At 74.2% G+C, this 12700-nt stretch carries 11 protein-coding genes; 3 read left to right on the forward strand and 8 right to left on the reverse strand.

What is annotated here, in order from left to right:
* The first annotated feature begins 85 nt into the window (after positions 1-85).
* Entirely contained in the window at positions 86-1672 is a 1587-nt protein-coding gene (locus tag IF30_RS0109295; protein ID WP_234322645.1) for an alpha/beta hydrolase, read from the forward strand.
* A 12-nt stretch (positions 1673-1684) separates the two neighbouring features.
* Here IF30_RS0109295 and IF30_RS0109300 read toward each other — a convergent pair whose 3' ends face one another.
* Both IF30_RS0109300 and IF30_RS0109305 read right to left on the reverse strand, forming a co-directional pair.
* Positions 1685-2029: a hypothetical protein gene (locus IF30_RS0109300; protein WP_158834861.1), complete on the reverse strand. Its 345-nt coding sequence runs from the start codon at positions 2027-2029 to the stop codon at positions 1685-1687.
* A gap of 17 nt (positions 2030-2046) precedes the next feature.
* On the reverse strand, positions 2047-2430 hold the full coding sequence (locus IF30_RS0109305; RefSeq protein WP_158834864.1) for a hypothetical protein: 384 nt from the start codon (positions 2428-2430) through the stop codon (positions 2047-2049).
* A gap of 582 nt (positions 2431-3012) precedes the next feature.
* Here IF30_RS0109305 and IF30_RS0109310 point away from each other — a divergent pair.
* A complete protein-coding gene (locus tag IF30_RS0109310; RefSeq protein WP_063752552.1) occupies positions 3013-4449 on the forward strand; it encodes a lytic transglycosylase domain-containing protein in 1437 nt (478 codons plus the stop codon).
* A 597-nt stretch (positions 4450-5046) separates the two neighbouring features.
* Here IF30_RS0109310 and IF30_RS0109320 read toward each other — a convergent pair.
* The 4 genes from IF30_RS0109320 to IF30_RS0109335 form a co-directional block, all read right to left on the reverse strand.
* The gene (locus IF30_RS0109320) at positions 5047-5634 is read right to left on the reverse strand and encodes a TerD family protein (RefSeq protein WP_030234679.1); all 588 of its coding nucleotides are present in this window, start codon (positions 5632-5634) and stop codon (positions 5047-5049) included.
* A gap of 314 nt (positions 5635-5948) precedes the next feature.
* Entirely contained in the window at positions 5949-6671 is a 723-nt protein-coding gene (locus tag IF30_RS0109325; protein WP_234322646.1) for a hypothetical protein, read from the reverse strand.
* 56 nt (positions 6672-6727) lie between these two features.
* A complete protein-coding gene (locus IF30_RS41190; RefSeq protein ID WP_030234685.1) occupies positions 6728-7378 on the reverse strand; it encodes a class I SAM-dependent methyltransferase in 651 nt (216 codons plus the stop codon).
* A 308-nt stretch (positions 7379-7686) separates the two neighbouring features.
* Entirely contained in the window at positions 7687-8460 is a 774-nt protein-coding gene (locus IF30_RS0109335; protein ID WP_030234688.1) for a DUF4239 domain-containing protein, read from the reverse strand.
* 239 nt (positions 8461-8699) lie between these two features.
* On the opposite strand from IF30_RS0109335, the gene IF30_RS44530 reads away from it, so the two are divergent.
* Positions 8700-9149 (forward strand): hypothetical protein, encoded by a 450-nt coding sequence (locus IF30_RS44530; RefSeq protein WP_063752553.1) that lies wholly within the window; start codon positions 8700-8702, stop codon positions 9147-9149.
* Positions 9150-10019: 870 nt separating this feature from the next.
* Here IF30_RS44530 and IF30_RS0109350 read toward each other — a convergent pair.
* Together IF30_RS0109350 and IF30_RS0109355 are read right to left on the reverse strand one after the other, a co-directional pair.
* On the reverse strand, positions 10020-11426 hold the full coding sequence (locus IF30_RS0109350; RefSeq protein ID WP_030234698.1) for a family 2B encapsulin nanocompartment shell protein: 1407 nt from the start codon (positions 11424-11426) through the stop codon (positions 10020-10022).
* 606 nt (positions 11427-12032) lie between these two features.
* Complete coding sequence (locus IF30_RS0109355; protein WP_051709592.1) at positions 12033-12545, reverse strand: hypothetical protein; 513 nt, start codon at positions 12543-12545, stop codon at positions 12033-12035.
* Positions 12546-12700 lie beyond the last annotated feature (155 nt).

A 12700-nucleotide genomic window follows, 5' to 3' on the forward strand; every position in this document is an offset into this window, starting at 1 on the left:
CCGGCCGGGGGTGTATCCAGCACCACCCCGAAGACGGCAGTGAGCATGATCGATCGTCAAAGCGCTCTCGGCCAGGATCGTTCCCGTGACCAACACCGAACCCACCGACACCGCACCGGCCGGCACCGCATCCACCGGCACCGCGTCGCCCCGCGCCCGCCGTGCCGCGCTGGTGGTCGCCGCCGCCGTCCTGGCCGGCCTGGCCCTGCCTGCCACCGCCGGCGCCGACACCGCCCGCGACCCGGGCGACGCCGACCCGGCCCCCGCCCGCTACACCCACCAGACCCTGAACTGGCAGCCGTGCGCCGCGCAGTCCGCCCTGGACTGCGCCACCATGACCGCCCCGCGCGACTGGCACCACCCAGGTGTCGGCGCCGACCTCACCATCGCCGTCTCCCGGCACCGCGCGACCGATCCGGCCAACCGCAAGGGCACTCTGCTGATGGCGGCCGGCGGCCCCGGCGCCTCGGGCCTGCTGCGCCCCGCCGGACTGGCCACCACGGCCCCGGCCGTCGGCGCCGCGTACGACATCGTGGGCTTCGACCAGCGAGGCGTCGGCCAGAGCACCAAGGCCGTGTGCCAGACCCCGGAGGAGTTCGACGACTTCCTCGCCGGCGACTACCGCGACCAGTCACCCGCCGCCGTCGACCGGGTCATCGCCAACGCCAAGAAGCTGGCGGCCGACTGCCAGGAGAGGAGCGGTGATCTGATCCCCTACCTGAACACCGAGCAGACCGCCCACGACATCGACCTGTTCCGAGGCCTGCTCGGCGAGCGCAGGCTCAGCTACTTCGGCCCCTCCTACGCCTCGATGATCGGCGCCTACTACGGGACGCTCTTCCCGCACCGGGTCGAACGCATGGTGCTGGACAGCAACGTCGGTTTCGAGGGCACCTGGGAGAAGTTCGAGCTCGGCCAACCGATGAGCTTCCAGCGCCGCTTCGACGAGGACTTCGTGCCCTGGCTCGCGGCCCGCGACGCCACCTACCACTGGGGCTCGACGCCGGAGGAGGTGACGGCGCACTGGGAGCAGCGGCGCGCCGCCCTGCACGACCGGCCCATCGTGGAGGGCCCGTTGACGATCGGGCCGAACCAGCTGGACAACGTCGCGATCGGGGCGATCTACGAGGCCGCCAACTTCCCGGTCCTCGCCGGGATCCTGGCCACCGTCGACAACTGGCAGACCGCCGACCCGGCGGCCAAGGCCACGGCGGTGAACGCCTTCAGCCACTACCTCAGCCCGGACTTCCTCGCCGAGTACTTCTCGGTGACCTGCAGCGACACCCCCTGGACCAAGGACCTGGACACCTGGGTCGAGCGCGGCGCGGAGAACACCGCCCGCTTCCCGCTGGCCGGCGCCCGGACGCTCGCCTTCAGCGCGGTCTGCGCGTCCTGGCCGGTCGCCCCGGCGCCCAGGGTGAAGGTCACCGGCGCCCACCTCGCGACCACGCTGATGCTCAACTCAGTCCACGACCCGGCCACTTACTACGAGGCGGCGCTCGGCGCCCACCGCGCGCTGCGCGGCTCGCGGCTGGTCACCGTCACCGGCAACGGCGACCACGGTCAGTACCCGGGCCCCAACACCTGTGTGACGGACGCGGTCGAGCGCTACCTGTTGGACGACGAGGCTCCGGCGCACGACCTCACCTGTGCGTCTCCGCAGGCGGGCTGACCGCGCCGGCGGTCAGCCCCGGGGCCTGGCCCGCAGCCGGCCCCGGAGCCAGGCGAGCCCGACGGCGAGGCCGGCGAAACCGCCGACGGCAATCCTGATCCCGGCCTTGGCGACGATCCAGCCGATCCCCGGGACGGCCCACCCGAGCCAGTGGAACACGGCCAGCACCACCGCCGAACCGCACAGCGCGGCCAGCACGGTGACCGCGACGGCGGCGGCCCGCGAAAGCTCCTGCGGGCCGTCGCCGTCGATCCCCGAAGCGGTGGCGCCGGACGTCGCGGGCCCGGAAGTCGCGGGCCCGGTCACCGTCTCGTCCACCGGGTCGCCCACCATGTCGTTCGTACCCCCCTCACCCATGGGGTGATGATACGACCTCAACGGCAGCCGTGGTGGGTGTCCCCCAGGTGCTCGCCGGTCTCGTCGTCGGGGAAGCTGACGGCCATGGTGACGCGGTACTCGTGGACGTCCTCGCGGTGCCCCGGCACCCGGGCCCAGGCCAGTGAGTGCACCTCGGCGCCGGGGGCTTGGTGGCACCAGGCGGCCGCCTCCTCCAGGGCCCGGGCGGCCGAACGCCCGGTGCACACCACGGCGGTGTACGCGGCGATCGCGACGTCCCCGCCGGAGCGGCAGTTCCGCGACACCGCCCGGACGGCGGCGGCGGCCTGGGTCAGGTCACGGGCCAGGTCGTCCACGACCCTGGGGGGCGCCGGCAGGACGACCGCCCCCTCGGTGACGGTCTCCGGCAGGTTCGGGCTCACGGTCTGGACCTCCATCCGCATCATCACGCGGCACAGCATGCCGGGCGGCGATTCCTGGCATGCCCACTTTCATCAGAACATCACCCGTCCAGGGCCGAGTTGGGGACACACCCTGCGTCCGCAAGCCCGCCCTGCTAGGGGTGCCCGGCCGCCACTCCGGACGTTCCGGCAGGTCAGACGGCCCGGCCACGGGCGCCGCCGGGGAGCGGGAAGCGCCGCGCACGTACCACCGCCGTGCCCCGAACCGCCCTACCGAGCCGTGGAGCACTCACCCCACCGCCGTCGGGCCGGTGGTCAACTCCCGGAACCGGCAGGCCAGGTACCGCCGGGCCGGTGCCCGGCCCGCGCAGGCCGTCGGCCCCGGCCCCGACCGGCACCGTGGGGGGCCGGGGCGCACCCTTGCCGACGTGCGGAGCCGACTCCGCGCGGGCGTCGGGCCTTCTGGTGGTCACCCTGTCCCTGTCAGATCGTCGTGATACTAATCGTCCCGGCGGCGGGTGCCGTCATCAGGCGGACTGGCACGATGACGACAAGTCGACCGTTCCGGGGCGGTCCGGGCGGCGACGGCGGGAGGGGACACGGATGACGGCGAGGTTCGGCAGCAGCCAGGGCGAGCGAAAGCAGGGCGGGCGAAAGCTCCGGGTCGGCAAGCGGGTCACGGGCACGGCGGCGGCCTTCGCCGCGCTGGCCGCGCTGACGGGCTCCCAGGTGACGGACCTCGGACTCGCTCCGGTCGCCGCCGCCGACTCCGGGCCGGGCAACGGTGGCGCCTCCCAGGGCGCCGACCGCCAGACCGCCGGCTCCCCGCTCGGCAGCCCCTCGCCCGGCAGCCCCGGCACCTTCGGCACCGGTGTCCCCGCCGACGGCGGCGGCACCGTCCAGTTCCCGCAGCCGCCCGGCGCCCTGCCCGGTGTGCCCGACGCAGGCCCGTTCGCGGCCACCGGGCCCGCCCTGCCCGCCACGGTGCTCGCCGCCTACCGCCAGGCCGAGACCTCCCTGGCCCAGCGCTCCCCCGGCTGCCACCTGCCCTGGCAGCTGCTGGCCGCGATCGGCCAGGTCGAGTCCGGCCAGGCCAACGGCGGCCAGGTGGACGCCTCGGGCACGCTGCTGCGCCCGATCCTCGGCCCGGCGCTGGACGGCAACGGCTTCGCCGCGATACCCGACACCGACGGCGGCCGTTACGACGGCGACGCCCGTTGGGACCGCGCCGTCGGCCCGATGCAGTTCATCCCGTCCACCTGGGAGTCCTGGGGCGTGGACGCCAACGGGGACGGCAAGGCCGACCCGAGCAACGTCTTCGACGCCGCCGAGACCGCCGGGCGCTACCTGTGCGCGGGCGGCCGCGACCTCGCCGATCCGGCGCAGCTCGACCGGGCGGTGCTCAGCTACAACAACTCCGGCGAGTACCTGCGGACCGTCCGCAACTGGATGGCCCACTACGGCAGCGGCACGGTGACCACCGTCCCGAACAGCCCGGGCTCCTCCGTCCCGCCGCTCTCGCCCTACCTCCCGGTCGCCGGAAACACGACGGGCAACGGCTCGACGGGCAGCGGCACGACGCCGAACCCGACCCCGACCCAGGACCCGTCCGCACCGGTCACCCCCACCCCGGACCCGTCGCCGACCGCGCAGCCGACGACCGCTCCGAGCCCCACCGCGACGCCCACGCCGAGCGGTTCGCCGTCGCCGACCGCGCAGCCGACCACCACCCCGACCGGCACGCCGTCCGGCACCCCGACGGCGACCCCGACCACGACGCCCACCGGCACGCCGACGGCTACCCCGACGGCCTGCCCGGATCCGACGGCCACCGCCACGCCCACGACCGCTCCCACCGGCACGCCCACCCCGACGGGCAGCCCCTCCCCCACGGCCACGCCCACCGGCACCCCGACGGCGACACCCACCGGCAGCCCCAACTGCCCGACCCCCGCGCCGACCGCGACGGGCACCCCGAGCGCGGCGCCGAGCGGCACGCCCAGCCCCTCGTTCTCGCCCTCGGCCACTCCGAAGGGCTGACCCAGGGCCTGGTACGGGCCCCTGATCCGGGGCACCGAACCCGGGCACTCGCCCGGCAGCCCTGCGCCCGAGGCGGCGCGGTTCCGTCCCAGGAGCCGCGCCCCTCGCGCGGCCACTGCCCGTCCCGGGGCGTCCCGCGTCCTCCGGTCCGCCTCTCCGGAAGCAACGGAGTCGGTGCCGACGCCGCGCGGCTCAAGGCTTCACCTCGTCGGCGGAACGGACCACGCCGACACGGCGGTTGAGGACGGGGAAGGACGGCCGAGCGCCGTCCTGTTCCCGCACCACCGGACTCCGTCGAAGGCCGCGCCATGCCGCAGCTCCGCCTCGGTGTCTCGCTCCACCCCGCGCCGCCCGCCGGGTGACGGCCTCGCGCCGCTCCGCGCCGCCCGCCGGGCCGGGGAGCTGGGACGGCTCGCCGCCGCCGGGCTGCGCGCCTGCACGCTCTGGCTGCCGATCGCGGGCGAGCACCTGAGAAGGCCATGGAGTGGATCGCCGCCGAGGTCGTGCCGCTGCCGGACCGGGGTGCGGACGAGGGGCCGCGCGGGGGCCTGTGTGCCCCGGCCGGGCTCAGCCGGGCTCAACCGGGCTCAGCCGGGCTCAGAGGTGCTTGACCAGCTCCGGCATCAGGTCCTGGAAGGTGCGTCCGCTGGCCGGCTGACCGATCGCGGTCATCTGCCAACCGGTCTCCGTGCGCTGCACCTTGGCCATGATCTGCGCCGTGTACGGGCCGCCGCCGGTGAGGGTGTAGCGGGCCAGCTCGGCGCCGGTGGTCTCGTCCACGAGCCGGCAGAAGGCCGCCTCGACCTCCTGGAAGCTCTGCCCGGTGAAGGAGTTGACGGTGAAGAGGATCTGGTCGACCTCGGCCGCCACGGTGGCCAGGTTGACCGTGATCGACTCGTCGTCGGTCGCGTCGCCGGAGCCGCCGACCAGGTTGTCCCCGCTGTGCCGGACGGAGCCGTCGTTGCTGGTGAGGTGCTGGAAGAAGACCACGTCCACCGGCCGCCCCTGGGCGAACAGCACGGCGGAGGCGTCCAGGTCGATCTCCCGCCCGGCGCCGAGCAGCTTGGCCAGGAAGCCCTTGCGCTCCGCCGCCTTCCAGCCGAGGCCCATCCGGACCAGGCTCAGCTGACCGCCGCCCGGCTTCTCCAGGCTGATCTTCTGTCCCTTGGCCAGCGAAACACTCATCGCGCCCTCCTCGTTCTGCCACCGCCGCGTGCCGCGAATCTACAGCACTGTAGAAAATTTATGATCATCCGCCGGCGTCCCGGGAGCACCCTTACCCAGCGCGTCTCCGCCTCACCCCGGCCACGGACCGCATGCCGAGGGGGCCGGCGGTCAGACACCCTGCGGAGCGGTGGGTCGAGGCCGAACGACCGGGGTGGCCCACGGCCCAGGCCGGCCGCGCCGACCGGGCGGGCGGATTCGCAGGCCACCCGCACCCTTTCCCGGCACGACTGCCAACTGACCGCCCACCGGCGGCCGCAGCGCCGCCCGGAGGGTCAGGCGTCGCCGTCCAGCAGGTGCTGCCGCACCTCCTGGAAGGTCCACGCCCCGCCGGCCTGCCGGGAGAACACCCAGACCAGGTCGAACCGGTCCGGCCAGGCGGCGGGCGCACCGGCGGCGGTGGCGCCGAGCGCCTCGACGATGCGCGGGATCCGCGAGTGCTCCCAGCAGATCAACACCGGCTGCGCCCCGGCGAGCGCGGCACCGGCCAGCGCGGACTCCTGCGACTCGGCGTACTGCGTGTCGACCGCCAGCCCGAGCCTCGAGGCCAGCGGCGTGACGGTCTGGCGCATCCGGTGCGCACCTGCCAGCGGGCCCTGGTCGGCGGCGGCGAAGATCCTGGCGGGGGTGCGCAGGCCGGGCGCGGGCGGCGTGAACAGCGCGGGCAGCGCCTTGGCGCGGGCCCAGCCGCGCTCGGTCAGGGACTTGCCGTCCCGCTTGCCGTTCTCGTCCAGGCCCGGGTGGTCACCGTCGGGCTTCTCGCCGTGCCGGATGACCATCACGAAGGCCTCGCCACCCGGATCGCTCGTGGGGGCCGATGCCGCGCCCTTCGCGGCCTTCGCGGGCTTGCCGGAGCTGCCGGACGCGCCTGAGGAGCATCCCGCCACCACCAGCGGCGCGACGCCCGCCAGTCCGGTCAGCAGAGCGCGGCGGGGGAGGCCCCGGCCTGCTACGGCGCGTCCTGCCACCCGGGAGCCCGTCACGCGGGGGTCCGTCACGCGGGGGTCCGTCACGCGGGGGTCCGTCACGCGGGGGCCCCCGACGCGGCGGCCAGTCACGCGGCGGCCCGTTCGAGCCGCACCAGCGCGTCCACCGCGACGCCGGCTTCGCCCCCGCCGGCAGCGCCCCGGTGCCCGGACTCGCCGCCGCCCACCGGACGGAGCACCCGCTCGGCGCGGACGGTGCGCAGGCCGAGGTCGGCGAGGTCCGCCAGGACCTCCTCGGGGGTGAAGAGCACCGCCGGGTCCTGCGGGCCGCCGATGCCTTCGGTGAGGTTGCTGAGGTCGTGCCCGACGACCAGCAGGGTGCCGCCGGGGGCGAGCGCCTCGGCGGCGCGGCGCAGGGCGGTCCGGCGGTCGGCGGCGGGGAGCTGCAGGTAGGCGACCAGGACGAGGTCGTACCCGGCGGCCGGGGCCTCGAAGGTGCGGGCGTCGCCGTGGCGCCAGGTGAGGCGGTCCGCGAGTTCGGCCGGCAGGTCGGCGGCGAGGCGTTCGGCGCGCTCCAGTGCGACGGCGGAGAAGTCCAGTCCGGTGACCTCCCAGCCCTGGGCCGCCAGCCAGATGGCGTTGCGGCCCTCACCGGCGGCCAGGTCGAGGGCGTGGCCGGGGGCGTGGCCGGTCAGTTCGCGCACCACCCAGCGGTTGGGCGCGGTGCCCCACACCAGTTCGCTCGCGGCGTAGCGGTCGTCCCAGTCCTGGCTGTCCATCGCGCCTCCTCCCATGGGCGGGCCACTTCCGTTCGGCGGGCCCGCTCGTCCCGGCCAACCTACCGGGCCGCCGCGGCCGGATGGCGGAACGGTCCGGTGGACGGACCGCGAGGACGGCGGAGATCGGTCCGGTCCGACCCGTTCCAGTCGTGACCCGACCGGGCCGGCCGCCCGGCGCGTCCGCGCACCGCCCGTCAGCACGCGTCACCCGCCCGCGTGCCCCCACCGCGCCCGGGCCGGCTCCCCTCGGCCCGCCCGGGCCGGCGCTCGGCTGGGGTTCCCAGCCGAGCGCCTTGCAGCCGGCCGGCTCAGCCCTTGAGGTCGAGCGAGGGGAAGAGGTCCTGGAACGGTTGCGTGGTCACCGAGACGCTGCGGGAGAACGGGTCGTCGAAGTCCCAGATCATGAACAGCAGGAAGGCGATCAGCGCGCTGAAGCAGAGCGCCAGGACCAACTCCCGCGGCGTGCGCCGGATCTGGAGCGCGAACAGCATGCCGACGGTCACCACCGCGCCGCCGATCAGTCCGAACCAGACGATCCCGGGCATCGTCGGGCCGACGTTCTGTCCGCGCGAGTCACGGGCGTCGGAGGCCTGGCCGATCCGGTCCAGGATCGGCTGGTAGGCCTGCGCCTCCAGGTCGGAGGCGGGGGGCCGGGTGGCGACGTCCGTCTGCAGCTTCTGCAGGAGCTGGTCGCCCTTCGGGCTGATCTCGCCGTTGTCGCGCATGTAGTCCCACTCGACGTTCACCACGTAGCTGACGTAGGCGTCCACGTCGGCCCGGACCTGGTCGCGGAACTCGACCGGGTAGACCACCGCGCGGTCGCTCACCTCGCGCAGCGACTGCGCCTCGCGGAACAGGTCGTCCTGGGCGGCGCCGCGCGCCTCCCAGACACCCGCGATGGCGAGGCCGAGGACGATCGCGTACACGACGCCGATCATCATCGTGATGTACTCGATGACGTCCGGGGTCTCGTCCGCGTTCTCCTCCACCCTGCTCACCCGGCGGTGCCTCAGCAGCACCACCGCCACCACGACGGCACAGGCCGACGCCATGGCGATGGTCAACGCCACCCATTCGGACATGGGAACTCCCTTCTCTGGCTTGGCTTGTGACGGAACGAAAGATTCGGTGGCCGCCCCGGCGTCCGCCGGTCGGCCGATCGCGGGGCGATCTCAGCGGCGATCCCGGGAGGGCGGTCCCACGGTCGACCCCGGGACGAGCCGGCGGGCACCGGGGCCCTGCCGCTCAGGACCTGCCCGAGCGACCTCGACCGCCGCCGCGACCCGGGCGCAGGGCCGCCGCCGCGAGCACGCCGGGGACCATGATCAGCAGCATCGTGGTGGTCATGGTGGCGCCGTGGTGGTGCTTCGAGACCGCCACCGGCTTCGACGCCACGACGTGGAACACCGGCCGCGCCGACGGTGTCGGCCAGAGCGGGCTCGTCGGGGCGGGACCGGGGCTCACCGGGCTCGGGGCGGCGGGAGCGGCAGGCGGAGGCGGCGCTGCGGGCGCGGGGTCCGGCGGGGCGACAGGCGCGGGCGGTGGGGGCAGCGAGGGCGCGGGTGCCGGCGGCATGCGGGTGGGCGACGGGCCGGGCGGCGCCGGTGACGGCGTGGCTGTCGGCGATGGCGTGGCAGCGCGCGTCGGCGTCGGCGTCGGGCTCGGCGGAGGAGTCCGGGTCGGGGTGGGCGTCGGACTGGGCGTGGGAGTCGGGCTGGGCATGCGGGTAGGCGAGGGCGTGGGCGTGGGGCTCGGGCAGGGGTACGGGTGATGGTGGTGCCCGTGGTGCCCCCACCCGTCGGGCTCATCCCGCCCGTCGTTCCCGTCCGACCCGCCGTGCTCACCGGGGCCGCCGTGGCCGTCCTGCTCGCCGGCCGGCCGCCCCCGCTCCTGCCGGAGCCCCATCGAGGGCGAGGCGGGCGGCGCGACGGGTGCCGTGGCGGCCCTGGGCGTGTGGCACGGGTGGTGTCGGTGCGGAGGCTCGTGGCCGTGTTCGCCGGTGCCGACGCTCGGGGCGACGCCGACCCCGACCTGCACGTCGACGCCGACCCCGACGCCCACGCTCCCGCCCGGCCCCACCGAGACCGAGACGTCCGTCTCCGTGCACACGCAGACGTCCACGGCCGGGCCGCCGCGCGGATGCCCCCCGGCGTGCTCGGCCCCGGACGCGGTCGCACCGGTGACCAGCGCGCACATCGCGACCACGCCGACCGCCGCGCCGACCAGCCGTACCCGTCGCCCGGAGGTCGCACTCCCACCGGCGTGCAGCGGTATCCGTCGGAGTTGCCGACGCTGGGGCATGACTCCACACACCTCTCGGGTCGTTGGGGGGTCGGAACGAACGCGGACCGGGACTGAGCTGGGGCTGGGGCTGGGGCTGGGACTGGGACTGGGACTGGGACTGGGACTGGGGCTGGGGCTGGGGCTGGGGCTGAGGTCGATGCGCCGCCACTGGACCGGCAGGCAGACCGGAAGCGGTCAAGTCCCCGCCTGAAAGTCGATCGGCCACGACCAAAAGTGATCAGAAATGATCAGGCGGACGGCCCGCCTCCGAGGGCGGGCCGTCCGTCATCAGGTCAAACGATCTTCTAGTCGGCCGGTTACGGTCCGAACCCGATGTTCCGCGGGTTCCTCCGCGGGTTCAGTGCCGGCGGTGCGCGATCTCCACGTTCTCCAGCACGCCCACCGCGTCCGGCACCAGGATGGCGGCCGAGTAGTAGGCGCTGACCAGGTACGAGATGATCGCCTTGTCGTCGATCCCCATGAAGCGGACCGAGAGCGACGGCTGGTACTCGTCCGGGATGCCGGTCTGGTGCAGGCCGATCACACCCTGGTTGTCCTCACCGGTACGGATCACGAGGATCGAGCTCGTGTTCTCCTTGGTGATCGGGATCTTGCTGCACGGCAGGATCGGCACCCCGCGCCACGCCGGCACCTGCTGCCCGCCGAGGTCGACGTGGGTGGGGTACAGGCCCCGGGCGTTGAACTCCCGGCCGATCGCGGCGATGGTCCGCGGGTGGGCCAGCAGGTAGTCCGGGTCACGGCGGCGGCTGAGCAGCTCGTCCAGGTCGTCCGGGGTGGGCGGCCCGGAGTGGGTCTGGATCCGCTGGTCGAAGTCGGCGTTGTTGAGCAGGCCGAACTCCGGGTTGTTGACGAGCTCGTGCTCCTGGCGCTCGCGCAGGGCCTCGATGGTCAGCCGGAGCTGGTGCTCGATCTGGTTCATCGGCTGGTTGTACAGGTCCGCGACGCGGGTGTGGACCTTGAGGATGGTCTGCGCGACGCTCAGCTCGTACTCGCGGGGCTTGAGCTCGTAGTCCACGAAGGCGCCGGGCAGCTCGTACTCGCCGTGGTGACCGGCCGACATCGCGATCTCGGCCTCGCCGCGCTCGTTCTGGGCCTGGAGCGGCAGGGCCAGGAAGGCCTGCAGGTGCTCCTGCAGGCTCGGCGCGTTGTCCCGGATGGCGGCGAAGTCCGCCCGGCTCAGGGTCAGCGCGACACCGGCGGTGGCGGTCTTGGCGGTGAACTCCCAGCAGGCGTCCGGGTTCAGCAGGGCGTCGTCGCCGAAGCGGTCGCCGTCGCCGGCCACGCCGACCACGGTCTCGTCGCCGTACTTGCCGGTGCCGATCTGGTTGATCTTGCCGTGCGCGATCAGGAAGATCCGGTCGGCGGCCTCACCCTGCGTGGCGAGCACCTCGCCGGGGCCGAAGTCCCGCTGCTGGCAGCGGTCGGCCAGGGCGGTCAGCACCTCCTCGTCCTCGAAGCCGCGCAGCAGCGCCAGCTCGCCCAGTTCCGCCGGGATCACCCGGACCTGCGAGCCGGTCTTGATGAACTCCACCACGCCGTTGCCCACGGCGTAGGTGAGCCGTCGGTTGACCCGGTAGGCGCCACCGGCGGCCTGCACCCAGGGAAGCACCTTGAGCAGCCAGCGGGAGGTGATCTCCTGCATCTGCGGTGCGGACTTGGTCGTGGTTGCGAGGTTCCGGGCAGCGGCCGTCGCAAGGCTCTGCTGCTTGACCTGCTCTGTCTCCGGGGTCGTGTCCACGGGCATCGGCAGGGTCTCCATTCCTGTGGTTCGGCTCACGCGGCCAGGGCCATCCGGTCCGCCCTTGCGCATGCCGTGACGAATCATCAGATCCGTATACTGGTGGGGGAGTTGGCGAGGAATCGCGAATGCGGCCGCCGTCTCCCGGCGACCCACCCGGAACCCTAGATCACCAGGACCCGGCCAGGCTCGTACGGACGGCCACTACCCCCCGATAGGGTGAATCTCGCGCGGTCCGCCCCCATCGCCCCGCCGACCGGAGGAACATCCGTTCGCGAGCGCGACCCCTGTGCCACCAACGACTTCCCACCCCGACACCGCTCCGTCGGGCGGCCCCGCGGGCCCTCGCCCGGCGTCAGAGCCCGCGTCAACCCGGCACACCGAAAGGGGACTGCGCGCGGACGGCCCGTCAGGCGCCGGCACGGGGGCGGCCGGCGCCTGACGGGGGCACTGGGGGCGCGTGGAACGGGGAGGAAGGGGGAACGAGGGGCTGGCAACACCGAGGCACGCGGGCCGGCTCCGGGTCGGCGACGGGCCCGCGACGGGCAGGCTCCGGGTCGGCGACGGGACGGCCTCTGGTCGGCGACGGGACGGCCCCGGGTCGGCAACGGATCAGGCGCAGGCGACCTGGGTGCCGGGGACTCCGACGATGCCCGAGTTGCTGCTCAGCCCTCCGTTGTACTCGTAGTACAGGTAGGAGTAGAAGTCGATCCGGGTCGCGTCGCCGCAGGCCGAGTCGGGCGCGATGGCGTAGGTCACCGTGAAGGTGCTGGCGGCGCCGGGGGCGAGCGGCACGTTGTACCGGGCGATGCCGCCGTGGACGTTGTCGCTGCAGCCGTTGGTCTGGGTGCCGCAGGCCGTCTCGGTGAACTTGAGGCCGGTCTCCAGGGTGGTCGGGTAGGTCTCCTGGACGCTCTGGTACACGAACTGGATCGGGGTGTCGTACGGGTTGGTGAGCGTCAGGGTGAGCGTGAACTCGCCGCCCCTGACGGTCGTCTGCCTGTCGGAGACGGCCGTGAGGGGCAGTGGGGAGTCGGCCCGGGCGGGTGCGGCGGAGAGGAGCAGACCGACGACGAGGGCCGGGCACGCGAGGAGCCCGGCGCGGATCGGATGTGTTCTGCGCATGACCAAGGAGCGTAGGGCGGGGAACCCCCGGGGTTGCCCGCCTCGGCCCGATCCCGTACCGGCGCATGAGTGGTGAGCGGACACCGCGCACCGGTCGGCCGCGTTCCGGCCCCACCGGGGCGCCGGAAGGCCTATGCTCCGCCCCCCTTCCCGCT

This window comes from Streptomyces sp. NRRL S-350 (assembly GCF_000719705.1).
Lineage (GTDB): Bacteria > Actinomycetota > Actinomycetes > Streptomycetales > Streptomycetaceae > Kitasatospora.